The 19138-nt window shown below is 50.2% G+C and carries 16 protein-coding genes; 4 read left to right on the forward strand and 12 right to left on the reverse strand.

The genetic code is table 11. From position 1 onward, the window contains the following. Positions 1-35: 35 nt before the first annotated feature. Together ilvD and leuB are read right to left on the reverse strand one after the other, a co-directional pair. Positions 36-1706, reverse strand: coding sequence for a dihydroxy-acid dehydratase (gene ilvD / locus M1L66_RS27855; RefSeq protein ID WP_055660674.1), 1671 nt, complete (start codon positions 1704-1706; stop codon positions 36-38). A gap of 29 nt (positions 1707-1735) precedes the next feature. Beyond that, positions 1736-2818: a 3-isopropylmalate dehydrogenase gene (gene leuB, locus M1L66_RS27860; protein WP_434688960.1), complete on the reverse strand. Its 1083-nt coding sequence runs from the start codon at positions 2816-2818 to the stop codon at positions 1736-1738. Between the two features lie 162 nt (positions 2819-2980). Here leuB and M1L66_RS27865 point away from each other — a divergent pair, with 162 nt between their 5' ends. The 3 genes from M1L66_RS27865 (at position 2981) to M1L66_RS27875 (ending at position 5612) form a co-directional block, all read left to right on the forward strand. Then, positions 2981-3163: a hypothetical protein gene (locus M1L66_RS27865; RefSeq protein WP_187019987.1), complete on the forward strand. Its 183-nt coding sequence runs from the start codon at positions 2981-2983 to the stop codon at positions 3161-3163. Beyond that, positions 3160-4083: a LysR family transcriptional regulator gene (locus tag M1L66_RS27870; protein ID WP_434688961.1), complete on the forward strand. Its 924-nt coding sequence runs from the start codon at positions 3160-3162 to the stop codon at positions 4081-4083. The genes M1L66_RS27865 and M1L66_RS27870 overlap by 4 nt, the downstream gene beginning before the upstream one ends. A gap of 182 nt (positions 4084-4265) precedes the next feature. Further along, positions 4266-5612 carry an SLC13 family permease gene (locus M1L66_RS27875; protein WP_156833129.1) on the forward strand — a complete coding sequence of 449 codons (1347 nt, stop codon included), beginning with the start codon at positions 4266-4268 and terminating at the stop codon, positions 5610-5612. Positions 5613-5683: 71 nt separating this feature from the next. On the opposite strand, the gene M1L66_RS27880 is transcribed toward M1L66_RS27875, so the two are convergent. Beyond that, on the reverse strand, positions 5684-6862 hold the full coding sequence (locus M1L66_RS27880; protein WP_434688962.1) for a MalY/PatB family protein: 1179 nt from the start codon (positions 6860-6862) through the stop codon (positions 5684-5686). A 287-nt stretch (positions 6863-7149) separates the two neighbouring features. Here M1L66_RS27880 and M1L66_RS27885 point away from each other — a divergent pair, with 287 nt between their 5' ends. Beyond that, a complete protein-coding gene (locus M1L66_RS27885) occupies positions 7150-7401 on the forward strand; it encodes a hypothetical protein (protein WP_434688963.1) in 252 nt (83 codons plus the stop codon). 86 nt (positions 7402-7487) lie between these two features. On the opposite strand, the gene M1L66_RS27890 is transcribed toward M1L66_RS27885, so the two are convergent. From M1L66_RS27890 to M1L66_RS27930, 9 genes are all read right to left on the reverse strand, one after another. Further along, positions 7488-7988 (reverse strand): MarR family winged helix-turn-helix transcriptional regulator, encoded by a 501-nt coding sequence (locus M1L66_RS27890; protein WP_187019993.1) that lies wholly within the window; start codon positions 7986-7988, stop codon positions 7488-7490. A 101-nt stretch (positions 7989-8089) separates the two neighbouring features. Next, positions 8090-8599: a hypothetical protein gene (locus tag M1L66_RS27895; RefSeq protein WP_434688964.1), complete on the reverse strand. Its 510-nt coding sequence runs from the start codon at positions 8597-8599 to the stop codon at positions 8090-8092. A 178-nt stretch (positions 8600-8777) separates the two neighbouring features. After that, positions 8778-9758 carry a DUF4340 domain-containing protein gene (locus tag M1L66_RS27900; protein WP_434688965.1) on the reverse strand — a complete coding sequence of 327 codons (981 nt, stop codon included), beginning with the start codon at positions 9756-9758 and terminating at the stop codon, positions 8778-8780. Between the two features lie 47 nt (positions 9759-9805). After that, positions 9806-11176, reverse strand: coding sequence for a GldG family protein (locus M1L66_RS27905; protein ID WP_002604630.1), 1371 nt, complete (start codon positions 11174-11176; stop codon positions 9806-9808). Between the two features lie 24 nt (positions 11177-11200). Continuing rightward, positions 11201-12067, reverse strand: a complete 867-nt coding sequence (locus M1L66_RS27910) for an ABC transporter permease (RefSeq protein WP_002604631.1) — start codon at positions 12065-12067, stop codon at positions 11201-11203. Further along, the gene (locus M1L66_RS27915; RefSeq protein WP_187020000.1) at positions 12068-13324 is read right to left on the reverse strand and encodes an ABC transporter ATP-binding protein; all 1257 of its coding nucleotides are present in this window, start codon (positions 13322-13324) and stop codon (positions 12068-12070) included. It abuts the gene before it with no gap. Positions 13325-13631: 307 nt separating this feature from the next. After that, positions 13632-14252 (reverse strand): D-sedoheptulose-7-phosphate isomerase, encoded by a 621-nt coding sequence (locus M1L66_RS27920; RefSeq protein ID WP_434688966.1) that lies wholly within the window; start codon positions 14250-14252, stop codon positions 13632-13634. Between the two features lie 3 nt (positions 14253-14255). Continuing rightward, positions 14256-16694: an alpha-mannosidase gene (locus tag M1L66_RS27925; protein ID WP_434688967.1), complete on the reverse strand. Its 2439-nt coding sequence runs from the start codon at positions 16692-16694 to the stop codon at positions 14256-14258. After that, the gene (locus tag M1L66_RS27930; RefSeq protein WP_434688968.1) at positions 16681-19137 is read right to left on the reverse strand and encodes an alpha-mannosidase; all 2457 of its coding nucleotides are present in this window, start codon (positions 19135-19137) and stop codon (positions 16681-16683) included. Before M1L66_RS27930 ends, M1L66_RS27925 begins: the two co-directional genes overlap by 14 nt. Position 19138: the final 1 nt, after the last annotated feature.

The raw sequence follows: 19138 nt of genomic DNA on the forward strand, positions 1-19138 counted from the left end.
CTTATTGAGCGCTCTCGAAAACTTTGAGAATGCCCTTATTTCCCCGGTACCTCCAGGATAGCCCCCTTGCTTGCCGGTGCTGCCATAGCCGCATAACGCGCTAAGTATCCTGTCGTTACTTCCGGAACTCTTGGCTGCCATTTCGCCTTTCTCGCCGCCATCTCCTCATCGGAGACCTTCACGTCGAGACGGTTGTTGTTGATATCAATGAGAATTATATCCCCTTCCTCGACAAGTGCGATCGGACCGCCTGTCGCAGCTTCCGGACACACATGGCCGATGGATGCGCCTCTCGACGCGCCGGAGAAACGGCCGTCTGTGATCAGCGCCACTTCCGAGCCAAGTCCCATACCTGCGATGACCGAGGTCGGGTTAAGCATCTCTCTCATGCCAGGACCGCCTTTCGGTCCCTCATAACGGATCACGACCACGTCGCCCGCCACGATCTTTCCACCTTTGATCGCAGCCACCGCGTCTTCTTCACAGTCGAAGACTCTCGCCGGCCCTTCGTGCTTTAGCATCTCAGGAGCCACTGCGGATCGCTTTACCACTGCTGAATCAGGGGCTAAATTGCCCTTTAAGATAGCGATGCCGCCGGTCTTGCTGTATGGATTTTCTACCGGACGGATCACCTCCGGATTTAAGTTGACACTGTTTTTAATGTTCTCGCCGACTGTCCTGCCGGTTACGGTCATGCAGTCCAGGTTTAAGAGTCCCAGCTTGCTGATCTCCTTCATAACCGCGTAAATACCGCCTGCCTCATTCAAATCTTCTATGTAAGTAGGCCCCGCCGGTGCTAAGTGGCACAGGTTCGGAGTCTTTGCGCTCAGTTCATTGGCAATATCTACATTCAATTCCACTCCGGCCTCGTGTGCGATCGCCGGCAGATGAAGCATGCTGTTGGTGCTGCAGCCAAGCGCCATATCCATGGTGAGCGCGTTCCGGAAGGCCGCCTCTGTCATAATATCGCTCGGTTTTATATTTCTGCGGTACATCTCCATGACCTGCATGCCCGCGTGTTTTGCCAGCTTCAGCCGGTCGGAGTAAACCGCCGGAATCGTTCCATTTCCCTGTAAGCCCATGCCCAGGACCTCGGTTAAGCAGTTCATGCTGTTGGCCGTATACATACCGGAACAGGAGCCGCAGGTCGGACAAGCCTTGCACTCATACTCCCTGACTTCTTCTTCTGTCATGGTGCCGGCCGTATAGGCGCCTACCGCCTCAAACATGCTGGAAAGGCTGGTCTTGTGGCCCTGCACATGGCCTGCTAACATTGGTCCGCCGCTGACGAACACTGTGGGTACATTAATGCGCGCCGCTGCCATTAAAAGTCCGGGTACATTCTTGTCACAGTTGGGAACCATGACGAGAGCGTCAAATGCATGTGCCTTCGCCAGACATTCTGTGGAATCTGCGATCAAATCTCTCGTAACCAGGGAATACTTCATGCCGATGTGGCCCATGGCGATTCCGTCACAGACGGCAATAGCCGGAACCATGACCGGAGTTCCGCCTGCCATGGCGACTCCCATCTTAACCGCCTGCACGATCTTATCCAGATTCATGTGGCCCGGTACGATCTCATTATAGGAACTGACGATACCGACGAGCGGACGCTCCATCTCTTCTTCCGTCATTCCGAGGGCATGGAACAGGGAACGATGCGGTGCCTGCTGCATGCCTTTTTTTACTGAATCACTCTTCATAATCTGTCACTCCTTTTCTTTGTGCGTTCTTAAATCCGCTCCGCAATTAAATCTCCCATCTCGCTGGTGGAAACTTTCCTGCAGCCCTCCGACATGATATCGCCCGTTCTGAAGCCCTCGGACAATACCTTCTGAACAGCCGCTTCCACTGCATCCGCCTCCCGGTCAAGATCGAAGGAAAACCGAAGCATCATGGCCGCTGACAGAATCGTGGCGATCGGGTTGGCAATGTTCTGTCCCGCAATATCCGGAGCGGAACCGTGGCTCGGCTCATACATGCCGAATTTGCCTTCATTCATGCTGGCAGATGACAGCATTCCGATGGAACCGGTAATCATACTCGCCTCATCGGATAAGATATCTCCAAACATGTTCTCGGTTAAGACTACGTCAAACTGGCCCGGATTCATTACCAGCTGCATCGCACAGTTGTCGACCAGCATATGACTCAGCGCTACCTCGGGATAATCTTTGGCAACCTCTTCCACGACCTTTCTCCACAGCCGTGAGGAATCCAGCACATTGGCCTTATCCACGCTGATCACTTTCTTCCTGCGCTTCATGGCAATATCAAATGCCTTAATGGCTATTCTTCTGATCTCATTCTCGTTATATGTAAGGGTGTCCACGGCGGTCATAACGCCGTCCACTTCCTTCGTACTGCGCTCTCCGAAATACAGGCCGCCGGTCAATTCTCTCATAATAACCATGTCGAAACCGTCACCGATAATCTCCTTCTTTAAGGGGCACGCCTCAGCCAGCTCCTCGTAGAGATAGGCCGGTCGGATGTTGGCGAATAAATTAAGACCCTTGCGGATTGCCAGCAGGCCCGCCTCAGGTCTCAGGTTCGGTGCCACGTCGTACCATCTCGAATTTCCCACGTCTCCTCCGACTGCTCCGAGAAGAACGGAATCACTTTTTTTTGCTGTCTCCAATGCTTCGTCCGTAAGAGGGACACCGTATGCGTCGATGGATACGCCGCCCATCAGAACCTCGGTATAGGAAAACACATGGCCGTACACATTTCCGACCCTGTCTAAGACTTTTTTAGCTTCTCTGATTATTTCCGGTCCAATACCATCCCCGGGAATTACTGCTATATTATAATTCATTTTTCTATCTCCCTCTTCACAATTCTGTTCTGTCACTGTACCATGCTGATGTATTTCTCTTCATCATAGAACATTTAGAGGGATTTTTCAACTATATTACAGGATTTTTCTGCAAAATACTATATGAGATTGGAATTAGTACTATAAATGGAAGTTATAGAAATGGGGCTCAGAACGCGTTTATGTTTCTGCCATGGTATGGAAACCGGTGTCACTGCGGCGGCCCGGTATGATATCTCTCTCTTATTCACTGCGATTTTTCAGCAGTTTTCTACCCAGTATGATATGATAGCAGAAAACAGGAAAACGGGAACTGGAATCCCCCGTGAATGGAGGAAGGTATGAGAATCGACTATCTGATATATTTTCTGAATGTGACGCAGACCCGTTCTATTAATATATCTGCAAAGCAGCTTTATATATCCCAGCAGAGCTTAAGCCGCGCCATCAAAACTCTGGAGGAAGAGATCGGCGCGCCCCTGCTGAAACGCCACTATTACGGGGTCGAGCTGACTGAAGTGGGGGAAATTGTGTCCGAATACGCGGGACGCATCGTAAAAGAGCACTATGCCATGAGGAAATCGCTGCTGCCATACTTAGAGCCCGTATCCGAAGCGTTTACCGGCCGGCTCCGTCTTGGCATTAATTACCATATAATTAATGAAGTTCTCCATACCATTGTCCATACCTTTGTCCGTCAGAACCCCGGCGTCCGCTTTTCCGTCAGCGAACACAGCATGGAATGGATGCGTCAAGCGCTGATGGATGGAGAACTGGACCTGGCGCTGTTCGGGGACTGGGAGGAGGAGAATCCGTCTCTTTCGGATTCGTTGATCTGCGAGGAACTATACCGGGCGGATATGCTTGTATGCGTCTCCCAGAAATCATCCCTTTCCGCCAAACGCGTCATCCGGCCGGAGGAACTCTTGACAGAACCGCTGATTCAATATGAGAACCAGTCTATCACAGAAAAATTCTTTAAAGGATACGGAAATCCCAGAATTCTTCTGGAGACCAGCAGTACGGAGCTGTTCCGCCAGATGGTACAGGACGGTGCGGGGTACGGGCTGACCAACCGTCTGGACTGGCAGGAAGACTATTCCTTTGCGGAGAAAAGCAAGCTGTCGGTCATTCCCGTAAGCCACCCGCACGCCGCCATCCGATACCAGCTTCTGTACCGTAAAGAGGACCGGCTGTCCCCATGTCTTGCCGCGTTTTTAACCATTGTCCGAAAACGGTTTGCGCTTCTGGAATCTCATCAGTAGGCAGGTTACAACTTTTTGTTGTATCCCCCCAAAGGGATACTGATATGCAAACCTCCCGCATTTTGATAACATATGGCCATAATTGTTATGTTTTTGACAAACAAAAGAATGGCCGTAACCTCTTTTTCCAACCGTTATTTGTGAGGAAAGCTCCGGGGCTTGCGAGCCAGACGGAGGGAAAAATGAGTACAAAAAAATTAGAAATTCTTAAATGGGCGGCGGTTCTGGGAGTACCGCTCCTTATCTTCTGCATGCCGGAATCCGGGGCTTTCAGTCATCCGATCAAGCTTTTCTTATGCCTTACCGTGTGGGGTGTCATGACATTTGCCATGGAACTTCTGCCCAATATCGTACCGGCCATTGTTCTGCCCGTCGGTTATGTCATGTTGTCGCTCACCGGCTTTGAGACTGTATTCAGACCGTGGACCACCAACATTCCATGGATGGTCCTGGGTGCGTTTATCCTGTCGAATACACTGGAACGTATCGGACTATTGAAGCGAGTGGCGGTCTGGTGCATTGTGAAAACCGGTGGCACCTACACCGGTATTTTGTGGGGAATCTTCCTGTTTGGCATGATCTCCAACTTAGTCATGCCCGGAGGCTTTGTCCCGGTTACTGCCGCATTTACCTACGGTATCTGCAAGGCGCTCGGCATTCAGAAGTCAAAGGCCGGCGCAGGCATCATGCTGACTGGTGTCTTCTCGACCCTGGTGCCAGGCTACTTCATCTTCGATCCCAGCAATACGGGAGTTTTGATGGGATCTGCGGAACTATCGATCACATACCTGGAATATTTAAAACAGAATCTCATATTCCTGCCGCTCATTCCCCTTCTGGTTTTCATCCTCTCTAAGATGTTCCGGCCGGAACATGCCGTCAGCGGAAAGGCATATTATAAGGAAGAACAGAGAAAACTGGGAAAGATTACCTCCGCTGAAAAGAAGGCGACTGTCATTATCATCTGCCTCTTCCTGTACTTAATCAGCGGCCAGGAAATGATGTTTGGCTTCATCCTGGCGGCGTTTGCAGGCTTTATTCCGGTTATCGGCATTTCCAGGGAAGAAGATTTCCGGACGGTCAATTACCCGTTTCTGTTCTTTATCACAGGCTGTATGACCATCGGTATGGTTGCAACGGAACTGGGCTTCGGCCAGATCCTGGCGGATATGCTCTTCCCATACCTCTATCAGATGCACGAGACGGTTCTCCTGGGCGCGGTATGGTTTGTGGCTGTGATTGTGAATTTCCTGCTGACGCCGCTGGCCGCCATGGCCTCCCTCGGAGCGCCGCTGGCCCAGCTTGCCCAGACTCTGGGAATCAATCCCCAGCCGGTGCTGTATTCCTTCTTTCAGGGGTTGGATCAGATCCTTCTGCCCTATGAATATGCGCTCTACCTGATCTCATTTTCCTATGGCATGATGTCGTTGAAGGATTTTGTGAAGGGGCTTGCCATGAAAATGGCGGTGGCATTTTTGTATCTGATGGTAATTGGAATTCCATACTGGCATCTGATCGGTCTTCTGTAATCGAAAAGAGGAGGTCCGACGGTCTGTACACACATGACTGATCGTACTTCCTCTTTTTCTGCTTCTCTGCCTTACAGCGTATCGAGTGCTGCTTTCATTCTATTCATGCACGCTTCCACTGTACATCTCTGGGTTGCTGCGTTGATCCGCTCGAACCCCTTGCCTTCAGGTCCGAAAATATAGCCTTCGTCGAATACAATTCCGGCTTTCTGGACCATCAGCTCCTCCAGTTTCTCAGGATCGGAGCAGTACTCATTTAAATCGAGCCATACCAGGTAAGTTCCCTGGCAGTCCATTACCACTGCCTTGGGCAGATTCTCCTTTACAAACGATTCTATGTAACGGATATTTCCATCGATATAGGCCCTGGCCTGATCCAGCCACTCCTCCCCTTCCGTGTAAGCCGCGATGATGGCAGTCAGACCGAAAGGACTGCACATGCCAACGGATAAACGGTTAGAGACCACATCGGTCCACTGCTTCTGATACTCCTTATTAGGAATAATAATGTTGGAAAACTGCATTCCGGCCAGGTTAAAGGTTTTGCTGGGGGCGGTGCAGACGATGATTCTGTCACTGTAGTCCGGCGCAATCTTTAATAACGGCGTATGGGTGACTCCGATTCTAGTTAAGTCTGCGTGAATTTCATCGGAAATAATCCATTTATCATACTTCTTTGCAATATCGACAATCTTTCTTAATTCATCCTCTCTCCACACACGTCCAACCGGGTTATGAGGACTGCACAGAATCATTCCCTTCGTATTCTCATCGGAGAATTTTCTATCCAGATCATCGAAATCCATCTCATAGGTGCTGCCTTTTCTAACCAGAGGACTATTGACCACTTTCCTGCCGTTGGCTTCCACTTTTCCCGTAAATGGGTGGTAAACTGGCCTCTGAATAATGACTCCCTCCCCTTCTTTTGTCAGGAACTGAATCAAAAATGCCAGCGCAGGAACGACACCCGGACTGAAGAATATATCATTTTTGTCAATCTCCCATCCAAACCGTTTCCGGTACCAGCCGGTAACAGCCTCTTTGCAGTCTTCATTTTCATAAACCGTGTAACCGAAAATTCTCTGGTCTATCCGCTCATGAAGGGCACGGATAATGGGTTCTGCACAAGGCAGGTCCATATCTGCGATGGATACCGGAATGGCGTTTTTCCCGGCTTCCTCCGGTATGGTATCGAACTTGCAGCAGTGTGTGCCTCTTCTTTCTACCAGTGTGTCAAAATCATACTTCATATTGCAGCCTCCTGTCATCTGTTGTTATTTACTCACTTATTACTCCGATTCCTTTTTTAATTCATCTTCGTATAAGCCAATTAATATTTAATCTGCTTAACCGTTTATTCTATCATCAGATTAATACATCTCCCGCCGTTTGTCAACAGGAATCTATCTGTGTTTGAATCTAAACCGTTCAGTGCTTGAATCTGCTGGTAAGGCATGGTATGATACATGTAATTCAGAGCATTAACCATTCATTTGAAGCCTTCGAACCGTCACCAGAGAATGGAGGACATACCGATATGATTACCATATTTAATCGAAAAGAACTGGCCATTACCTATTCCATGAATGAGCAGGCACGAATCCGCGATATCTTAACCGCAGAAGGAATTGATTATATCATCGACACCAAAGGAACAGTCATGCGCAATATGGGAGCGCGCGGGCCCGCCATACAGCAGTTTGGCGAGAATATCACTGCCAGCACCGAATACAGAATCTATGTTCTAAAAAAGGACTATGATAAAGCATCGCACTTAATCCATATGTAACAGAGTCGAAAGGGCCGCTGCGAAAGTAAGTATTCTTTCGCAGCGGCCCTCAGTACTACATCATCACGCAATACTGTACTGGCTATCTAATCGGCCCCGCCGTTTCCCGACAGCTGCCGGCTTTCCTCCACGTCCAGCTTAAATGCCCGGTTCAGTTGATTCTGGATTCTGATATACGTCCTCATCTCTTCTTCAGAGATCTCGTCCAGCATATGATACGTCCTTTCATAGCAGGCATTTTCAAAATCTTCGTGCTTTTTATAGATAACTTTCCCTTCATCTGTCAGATAAAGGTTATACTCCCGGTTATTCTTTTCGTTCCGCTCCTGCCTGATCCATTCCTTTTTCTTAAGCTTGCGGATCAGCTGGGAGCAGGCGCTGTTGGTCTTATGAAACTCCCTGGACAGTTCCGAGGCCGTAATTCCCGGCTGGTCTCCGACAGCCTTGATAATCTGAGACTCTGCCTGGTAGAGGATGGTTCCCTGATAATCATGGAGCAGAGAATCGTATTCATCAATCGCGTCGACGCCTTCATCCATTGTTTTTAACAATTCACAAAATAATTCATATCGTTTATCTACGCCCATAGCCCCACTCTCTTCCCTGTTGCTTCCTTTATTGTAAGTGGAAAGACCTGTGTTTGTCAATATGGCCTTGCCCGTGTTTCTGCCTTTACGTATTTCCCTCCTCACGGAAGGCCCTGTTCATCCGATACAAACGGTACTGCGATCCCGGCCAGCTTTTCAAACAGCTCCCGGCCCTTTTCTCCGCCTAATCCATAACCGATATGAACCTGCTTCATCCATTTATCCTCCTGCCGGTACTTCATAATCGTTCCATCTGAATAAAAGAGATACGTATCGTAATCGAATTCCGTATAATACACGGTAACACTCAGTTCTTTCGTTGCCTTTGCAAACTCATTCCGGCGCTTATAAACATAGGGCCGGTATTGATACGCCCCCAGTATGTCTATACAGGGCTGAAGCCGGCTTCCCTCCGCCAGGTATCCCGGCGCCTTCTCTTGACCCTGATTCTGAACGTCTTCCGTATAGGCGAAATAAATTCCATAGAGTTCAGTCCCCCTTCGAAGAAAGGGCTGAGGAAAGGTGGCCGCTATATAGGTCAGAATGATAAGTACTGTACAGAATATAAGGAGAACCTGTTTCTGGGACAGTTTCCGCTTCTGTTTTATCATCTTCATTCACCTCCGTCTGCCAAAACCGATTATCCTTTTCTATCCTTATCATACTACATTTGCAGACTGCGGTTAGAAATTATTTACTAAGTTATTCTTACGATATTCGGAGGGGAAGAGGAGAACCAGGAAAGGGTCCGGCGCGGAGTGCGCATCAGCGTTTTTTCATTATCCTTTTTTATTCCTCACCCCCGGTATCAACCGTCATGCATTTATCCAGAGTCGTTTTATCGATCTCGTTCACATATTTGGAATCCTCTGTCCTCGTATAGTATGTGGTTCCATCCTCGCCGGTATTTCCTACCGCCAGCGTAAATGTCTTCTCTTCTCCGTTCTTCTCATACGTATAGGTCAGCACCGCCTGTGGATGATCCAGCCCGTAGCCTGCCAGCTCTTCGTCCGTAACCTTGTAATTCGCGCAGCTCTTAACCACCAGGCCGCTCAGCGAATCTGCCAGCACATTGAGTGCCGCGTTGTCCGGCAGTTTGTTGTCTTCCGTATCGCCCGAACCGCGGTACCAGGCAATGGTTCCGTCCTCATCCAGTGTCTTCTTCACATAATGTTCGCTGACTCCGTTTTTCTCTATTGTGATCGTCTGGATATCCGTCCCCAGGACAGCCGGGAACTCTTCCAGCGCCATCATATCCTCCAGTCCGTAAGCAGTCTCATCGAACAGGGAGGAACTGATGAGATAAGGCACATTCTGCCCGTCGATAACGGCATAATAGTTTCCGTCGTCCGTCTTATCACCGATGAGAATGGTGGTCGTATCCCCTTCATCTGCCGATACGGTTACCCGCCGCACCGGTGTATCCAGGCCGTATGCGGTCAGATCGTCCCCGCCCTCCAGTTTTCTCACTGCCGGAAGCTTCTTCACCGTTCCTGCCAGTGAATCCATGCGGGTGGTATTCACCGGAAACTGGTCGTCACCGTCATACGTCCAGGAATCGCCATCCTTTGTAAATGCCAGCACATTACCGTCATTATCGTAGGAAACAGCCTTTATTTCAGAGAAATCAGTCATATATATTTTTTCGTTTTCCGCCTGCTGCTGTTCCTTTTCCTTTGTATGTGCCTGATACGCCCCGACACCGGCATAGATAACGCCCAGCGCCGCCACCACCAGACAGCCTGTAAGCAGTCCGTAATTCTTCTTCATTGCCACGCCTCCATTTTTATTTTGCCGCACGGCTAAATAATTACTTTCTATAAACGCCTCCGCTTCAGCCATACCATAAGGCCCGCCGCCACGGTTATCACCGGAATAACGAGAATAAAGACGATTCCCCACATGCCGCCATGTGTCACCGTGTTGTATGTCACCTCGAGGCTCTTGGACGGTATGGAAACGTTGGTCACATCTTCAAAATTGGCCGTTACCGCGTTCATAAACAGGTCCAGATTCGTAAGATTCGTAAAGGTACTGTTTAATCCGTCATCAATCAGAGAAGGCGTACCGAATACCGTCAGTCTCGCAGTACCGGAATCCAGTGTTTTCACCGCCGTTGCCCCGAGAATGTAGGTGCCTGGTGTCTGCCCGTTTTCCGTGACAAGCATGCCGCCATCCGTTGTCTCCATAAACGGCTCTACCGTAACCTCATCGGGAAGTGTCTCCAGCTGGCTAAATGCAGCGGACTGAAGGATCAGAGCAGTGCTTTTTCTGTCAATTCCCGTCGTAATCTCACTGCCGGATACGAGAGTCGGGAAAATGTAATAGGGATTATTCTGGTAGTAGCTCTTTGTATCGGCCGCCAGGCCATTTTCCATATTTAGTCCGTAGGCGGTCATTACGGCATTCAGATTGGGGCGGTCCTTATCGGAATATCCGGCAATTAAAAGTACATTTCCGCCGCCATCCAGGTAGTCTGTCACCATGGTTTTCTCATCGTCAGCAAGATCACTTGCCGGCGCATTTATCATGAGAAGTTCGCAGTCCTCCGGGATCCCGCCTCCAGTCAGCAAGTTGATGGTATTTACCGTAAGGCCTGACTTTTCCAGCATATCGGAAGTAAGCGTACCTAACGCCGCCTCCCCATGGCCTTCCGTCACATAGATATTTTTCTGCACATCATTTGTTACATAAGAGACAGCGCTGGTAAGCTGGCCCTCTCCGTCGAACTCCGTCTCCTTTGCCTGGCCGTAATAATAGTAAGACATCTGGTCATATTTAATGATATCGCTCATCTGGATCGTTTCTGTTTTTCCATTATCCTCACACATCACCAGAATCGTATTGTTCTCTGCGTTCAGCTGCTTTACCTGATCCGGGTGCAGGACGGAATCCACATTCTCTACCTTAATATGATCCGAAAGATCCGCATACCGGTTAACAAAGCTCGTAATTCTGTCATCCACCGCCGATGGATCTGCCACCACGTAAATCGTTACGTCCTTATCGAGGGATGCGAGAAGCTCCTTCGTCGTATCTCCCACCGTATAAATCTGTGTACCGCTCAAATCCCACTGGCGTACCTTTTCAGGAAGACGGCCTACGATCATATTTAACAGCACGACAGCTGCGATTACGATCACAGAAAGGATCGCCGCGTAGCCGCCCTTTTTTAGTTTTCTTGTCATTTCCAGCCTCCTAGTTTTGAGTAATTAGCTCCATCTGCGTTTTTCCACGGACTGCACGGTCAGAAATACCAGCAGAAAAATAATGCTCGCATAGTAAATAAGACCACCCGCATCAAAAATATAGTTGTTGGCAAAATTCTGAAACACATCCGTAACCGCAATCTTCTCTACAAGATTTACGAGAGCGCGGTCAAACATGCTCTTTTTGGCAACATACGCTCCCACCAGGGCGACGATTCCCGCCGCCTCCAGCACAAACGCCAGAAGGTTATGGCTCGTTACCCGATGAAGGATCACCACGCAAAGTGTCCAGAGAAGCAGGAAGCCCACCAGCGAGCCGGAGGCCGAGGTCGGAAGGAAGTTCACGAGGCTGGGCCATAAAAGCAGCAGCAAAATGACTCCGAAGGTTCCCACCGCCGCAATAATCTGGCTCTCTGTCGTGGACGATATAAACATTCCAATGGCAATGTAAACACAGCCCAGAAGGAAAAACGCCAGAATTGACGCGTAATCCGTCTTTAAGTATGCCGTTCCGTTCATCTTTATTATGAGCGGGCAAAGGCAGGAAATGAGGACCGGAACCGCAAAAACAGTAACCATGGACAGATATTTGGCCAGAACCATTTTCGGTACGGAAACCGGTGCTGTGAGAAGCAGCTGGTCCGTCTTCGTCTTCCTGTCATCTGCAAAGCTTCTCATGGTCAAAACCGGAATGCCGATCATCACGATCGTTACCATGCCGGACAATGTATAGGAAAAATACGGATAACCGCTCATCAGATTGTAAGCCATGAAGTAAATTCCGACAAACAGAACCAGAAACGCGATGAATACATATCCGGTCATGCATTGGAAATACGACTTCAATTCCCTTTTATAAATCGCCGCCATTTATACTTCCTCCTTTTCTGTTTCCGCCGTGAAGTCTTTGTCAGGATCATTTTCCTCTTCTGCTGCGTACAAAGCATTGTCGGGATTATTTTCCTCTTCTGCTGCGTACAAGGTATTGTCGGAATCATTTTTCTCTTCTGCCGCGTACGAAGCATTGTCGGGATTATTTTCCTCTGCCGCGTACGAAGCATTGTTGGAATCAATTTCCTCTCCTTCCGCGCCCGAAGCATTGTCCGCAGTCAGTTCCAGGAATACTTCTTCCAGAGATGCCTTTGAAGTATGCATGGATAAAATCGGGATCCTCCGGTCTGCAAACGCAAAGAAAATAGTCTCTCTGATGTCCGTCTGCGGAATGATATTCATGTCTTCGTTTTCTTCACTTTCCTCTCTCTCTTCGCTCTCCTCTCTCTCCGCGTCCTCAGCCCCATCTTCCAGGCAATTCTCTCCCATCAGCTGGAAGCTCACCTTCCTCACGCCTTCCTCGCCGCTCTCGCTCACCGCGATTTCCTCTGCTCCGTCAATCGCTTCGAGAATCTCCCGGATCTCTTCTTCCTGTCCCTTGACGAGCAGTTCCATGCCGGCGGCCCCGGCCATCTGACGCTCCAGATTCTCCGGCGTGTCGCTGGCAATCAGCTTTCCACGGTCTATGATCAGGATGTGGTCGCAGACCGCGCTGACCTCGGAAAGGATGTGGGAGCTTAATATCACTGTGTGTTTTTCTCCCAGTTCCCGGATCATATCCCGGATCTCGATAATTTGTTTTGGATCGAGGCCTACAGTCGGCTCATCTAAAATGATCACAGGAGGCATACCGAGCACCGCCTGGGCCAGCCCGACACGCTGTCTGTAGCCTTTTGACAGATTTCGGATCAGCCTTCCCTGCACGTCTTCCAGCTTCGCCAGCGCCACCACCTCGCCGATGGCACTTTTTCGTTCCTTCTTCGGTATCCGTTTTAATTCCGCTGCAAAATCCAGCTGCTCCATAACCGTCATATCGACATAAAGAGGAGGAAGCTCCGGCAGATAGCCGATACATTTCTTCGCTTCCTCAGGTTCTTCCAGTATGTTGTGTCCGTTAATCAGGACATCTCCCTCCGTAGCACCGATATAACCGGTCATGATGTTCATGGTAGTCGATTTTCCGGCGCCGTTAGGTCCTAAAAAGCCGTAAATCTGACCGTCTTCGATGGTAAAGTTCAGATGATCCACTGCCAGATGGCCGCCGTAATCTTTTACGAGATTCTTTACTTCTATCAACTCGTTCTCCTCCTGAATTCTATATTTACACGGGCGCGGGAAAGGGCCGCTGACATCTGGCCTCACTGCACGCCTCGCATATTCGGTGTTAATACATAGGGTAAAAAATAAATGTGTTGATTCTGTGTTCATATTTTGATGTTTCTGTGATAAAAGTGTGAACCAAAAAAGCAGAGGCAGCTGAAACGCATCCGCGTCCAAGCCTCCTCTGCTTTATAACCACCTTCCAGCGTCATTTCTCCGTGTTTCTCTTCTGAAGCATTACCGTCAGGATAAATTGATTTTCTTTCACCTCATATTCCGCGCTTCACCGGGCGTCTGTATCGGGGAAGAAGTGTTCCTCCAACATCGCGCACAGCGTATGATAGACGGGAAGATGCAGTTCCTGGACGTCGGCTGTCACCTCCGCCGGCACCGCAAGGCATACGTGACTGATTTCCTTTAAGACACCCCCGGCGCTTCCGGTCAGAGAAATGACAGAAAGGCCCTTTGCTTTTGCCACCCTGGCGGCATTTACCACATTTACGGAATTGCCGGAAGTACTGATTGCCGCCAGCACATCACCGCGCCTTCCGTAGCCGTACACCTGCTGGGCAAATACCATTTCCGGGTCTACGTCATTTAAAAAGGCAGTGGACAGGGCGCTGTGCCCTGTCAGCGAGACCGCAGGGAGCGCGCCTTGCAGACGGTTTCCCAGATCTCCCAGCCCATCCTTTTCTGCGTCACTCAGCGGGCGCTTTTTATAGAATCCTTTCATCAGTTCCCCCACAATGTGGTCGGAATCTGCCGCGCTGCCTCCATTTCCACAGACCAGCAGTTTTCCCCCCTGTGAATAAGCGGTTTCCAGCAGGCCATAAGCACGTTCTATCTCCTCTTTCATGCCGCATAAAGCGGGATACCGCTCCAGAAGCCGTTTCAAATGATCCATCCTCTATTCCTCCAGCATGTTAGTCCAGACAGCCTCACCGCCTTTTTTGCCCGGCACCTCCGGCAGCCGCAGAGTCTTAATTTCAAATGGCTGGAAATCCGCCTCTATGGTCTGTCTCAGAACATCAATTGTGAGTTCTGCCTTCACCGACCTGCCGGCCGTCTCATATGCCCGGAGGATCACATCTCCACTGCTGTCATCCGCTTTTTTCAGCACTTCCACAACGATATTTTCCTGATTGACCTCCAGCAGGGAACCGGTCTGCTTAAGGCTTCCCTCATGGTACGTCTCGAACAGGGCTGTTGGCTGGCAGTTCATCATTTTTGCCCGTCTCACGGTCGCCGCGTTTTCCCAGCTTCCGTCATGGGGATAGAGACCGTATGTAAACGTCTGCGTTCCCTGATCGACATAGACATATTCCAGGTTTTCCTGCAGCTGGTATGGCTCATGATGGGTGTAGACCGGACTCCGAAGCACGGTGAGCGCCGCCGTCTTTCCTGCTACGCTGCCTGCAAATTTTCCGTCATTTAAGATGGACAGCCCATTCATGGAAGTCTCCATGCCAGGGTTCGTTCCCTCCAGATCCATCCACATCTGCATCGGGTACTCTTCACCGTCCGGCTCTCTCTGTTCCACCCCATATGGGATTTCCCAGCTAGTCCGTAAGTAGTTCATATTCATTGGGAACTGAAGCTTTAACATAGCCAGTTTTTCATGCCAGTCTACCGTAGTCTTAACCGCAATATAATCCAGATCCTGGAAAACAGAGAAGTCCTGAATCATTCTGGAGACACCGTAGACGCTGGTTACACGGAATAAGCACTTAACAGGACCACTCTCGATCAGACGCACAGAAATGGCTTTAAACCGGCCGATTTCATCGTCAAAAATCCGCACTGCATGTGACCAGGTATCGCTCTCATCCCTGATCACAACCGGGACTGCCGCCGGACCGGAGAAATACTCCGTGCCGTCGCTCTTTTTTAACAACGAGGTAATATATCCTGTTTCCGGATCAAGGGTGAGTTTAAACCACTTATTTTCTGCACTGCACTCCGAAGCAGTCACCTCCGGAAATGTCTCCGCCTTCTCCCTGACTGCAAACCGGTACGTCCTCCAGCCCAGGGAAGGAAGATCCGCCACAAAGCAGATACAGCATCTGCCCTGCAGAGATGCGCTGGACTGCACCAGCTGATAGGGAATCTGGTTCCCTTGCTCGTCCAGCAGCACCGTTCCCTCCTGAAACGTCCAGGATTCTGCCTGTACCTCGGCCTTCGCCTCAAACGCATTCGGATTCACCACGACAAGAGGCTTCATCCCCTCTTCCATCGGAATATTTATCTGCCAGGACAAGGACTGAACAGCACTGTTTAAACCTCTTCCCGCAATGTGAAGCGCATAGCCGTAATCCTCTGCGGCATCCTCATACGACTCCCGCAGGCTGGTACCTGCCAGAATATCATGGAACTGGTTGAACAGCACGCTCTTCCAGGCTTTCCGATACTCCTCTGCCGGATATTTTCCGCCGGCAAGGAGCCCTGCCATCACGGAAACGCGCTCCGCCATAAGCAGGCGCATCTCCGCCTCCCGGTTTAATGCCTTCACTCTCGATTCTGCACTGTAGCAGCCGCTGGAATGATGGAACAGTCCTCCGCAGACCACAGGTAAATCCCTCCCGCTCTTTTTCACGTCCTCAAAATATTCATTAGGGGAAGACAGCTTAAGCACAGGCAGATCGGGTCTGGCATCCATCTGGTGAATACTGTCGATATTTCTCTTTGTAGGACCGCCTCCATGATTGCCGACACCGTAAAAGCACATGATACCGCCTCCGGAATTCTTAATCTCACCGGCGCACCGTCTGACATGTTCTTCAATCTGGTCGGGCCAGGTGCAGTATTCAAAGGGAAGCCGAAACGCATGCACTGACGAACCATCGGCGGACTTCCAGACAAAGGTTTCTCCTGCAATCCCCTTTTCGTGGCGGCCAGGGCGCATGAATACATAACTGTCCATGCCGCATTTCTTAAGGATCTGCGGAAGGTTCCCGTTATGGCCGAAGCTGTCGACATTATAACCGCAGACTGACTTCACACCAAATTTCTCCTCAAAATACCTCTGGCCATAAAGCCCCTGTCTCACAAAGGATTCCCCGCAGGGAGCGTTGCAGTCCGGCTCAGTCCACCAGCCGCCCACGATCACCCATCTGCCCTCCTTCACCCGCATGCAGATCTCCTCAAACATGGCGGGATCATTTTCTTCTACCCACTCATAATAAGCGGCAGAACTGCCGGTAAAGATAAAGTCGTCGTATTCCTTCATCCGGTCCAGTACGGATTTAAAAGTTGCCTTCACCTCCTGCAGTCCCTCCTGCCACCGCCAGAGCCAGACAACATCAATATGAGCATTTCCTATCATGTATAATTTTTTATCTTTCTCCATTCTGATCCCTTTCCTCTTCCCATTCCAGTAAATTCACCGTTTTTATGTTTCTGCCTTCCCGGTCCGTTTTGATGGTCTGTATCTCATAATGCCCGATTTTCAGGGAATACACATTTCCCATGAGGAACAGGTGATAGTCCGAATCTACTCCCTGCAGTTCCAGAAGCCGTATGATGAAGCCATCGTCATCCTCCGCCTTCTTCACAACCTGCACCGCCACATTATCCCGGTCAGTTGCTGCAAAAGAAGAGAGAAGAGAATTCCGACCGTTCCTGGTAAGCGGCATGTGCGCGCTGTCCATGAGATACTCATAAGAACCGTTCGCTTTCTCTGCAATGCGGTACAGCTCAGATGCAGGAAGCCGCTCCCCGTAAGGCCTTAACAGTAAGTGATACGTCTGTGTTCCGATATCCATATATTCATAGCTCTCAATTTCGTTCTCCCAGTCAGGACTGCTGCCCTGAGCGTAAATAGCACTCCGGGCCACGGTTATCTGTGTTCTGCCCTCTGTCAGATTAAATGCATATTTTCCGTCATTGGCGACAGCGAGTCCACAGCCTCTTTTATCCGCCACATCGAGAAAACGCTGCATACTATATTCCCCGTCATCCGCTTCATGCACTCTCTCCACAATTCCATACGCGGTCTCCGCTCTGGTCGCGATGCAGTCTTCCCCGGTCGGATAGGCAGCCTTTAAGAGTGCGCGCGGCTGCGTAAAGCACAGCCGGTTCTCTACCCGGAGCTCCCGTTCACCGGCTCCCAGAGTATAGAGCTGCTCCAGCCTCGTCCCCTCATAGGTAAGCCTGACCCGGATGGTCTCCCGGTTCTTTCCGCTCTCCACCTTGTCGATGGATTCCAGACGGAATGATACGTTTCTGTCCTCGTAACGCCTGCCCTGCAGACCGCCCCACGCGTCCCGCTCGTCCACATACAGCCGGACCGAAGCCGGGCCTTTTAAGGCGTCGTATCCTGTGGTTCTATCCATCAGGACACACAGCATTCCCGTTTTCTTATCAAATTCGGCCCGTAGAAACTGGTTTTCCAGCGTATAGGGATCCGGATTATCAATTTCCATCTTCTGATTAAACCCAAGAGACGGGGCCTCTTTAGAAAGCCGGTATACGGCATAACCGCAGGAGGGAACCGATGCATAAAAGACGATGCGGCGTCTGCCTCCCAGCACCGTATGGCGGACTTTGGCCGCAGTATGAATTCTCTGGTACGGAACCTCATTACCAAAAGGATCTGACACCTTAAGAGGGCTCTGGCAAAACCATTCCAGTTCCACCTCCACGCAGTCGGAAAAGTCTTTGCCATAAGGATTGAACAGGAACAACGGATATCCCACGCCGCTGGTATCCAGACTGTTTACGATTCTCTGCTTCGCCGTCTCTCTGATGAAAGCGGCTTTTGCGCATACCGCCGAAAGCTGCATCACCGCTTCCTCCCGCGCCGGCTTAATGGTGGTGCCGCCCATGGTGTCATGAAACTCATTGAAATGCAGCGTGTTCCACAGCTCCTCTATCTTTGTAGTTTCTTCCGGCCATTCCCCTGTCTGCGCAGCCGCCATGGCCAGATATGTGTCGGCCGCTATGAGCAGGCCCTCCGCAAGGCGGTTCAGACGCTTAAATTCCGAATCATTGGAATAGCAGCCCTCATTTATTCGTTCAAACGGTCCCTTTCTCACAGGCAGTTCCCAGTCCCTGATATCTTTCAGAAACTCCCCAAAGGAAGAAAAATGCAGATCCGCTCCGTCAAAGTCCTCCGTCTGTTCACGGATCGTCTCGATATTCTCGATCGTCGGTCCTCCCCCGTGATTTCCAACGCCATAGCAGCAGACCATTCTGTCGTATCCCTTTGTTCGTTTCAGCGTATCATCTATATTTTTCAGGGTAGGCTCTCTGAACCAGGTGGTGTACTCCGCTGGGAGACATATGGCATTCACACTGCTTCCATCCGGACTTTCCCACCGAAAAACCGGGGTATTCAGCCTGGGGCGCATGAACACATAGGAATCCATGCCGCTTTTCCTCAATATCTGCGGAAGGTTTCCGCTGTGGCCAAAGCTGTCTACATTGGAGCCAATCCGGCAGATTTCCCCGAAACGGTCTTTTAAATAGCGCTGGCCGTACAGGCCATGGCGGGCAAACGCTTCTCCGCAGGGCAGAAGACAGTCCGGCTCAATAAACCAGCCTCCGGTTATCTCCCACCTGCCCTCCAGAACCCGCTGCCTGATCTCCTTCAATAAATCGGGCAGCAGCTTTTCAATCCACTGAAAGAAAGCTGTGGACGTGGAGGTAAATTTGTATTCCTCAAACTCCCGCATTCTGTCCAGTGCAGACTGATACGTAGCCTTTACCTCCTGCATCCCCTCCTCCCACTCCCAGAACCACACCGGATCAATATGGGAATTTCCTATCATATAGAGCTGTTTTTTCTCCATC

Source organism: Hungatella sp. SB206 (assembly GCF_051132295.1).
GTDB classification, from domain to species: Bacteria; Bacillota; Clostridia; order Lachnospirales; family Lachnospiraceae; genus Hungatella; species Hungatella effluvii.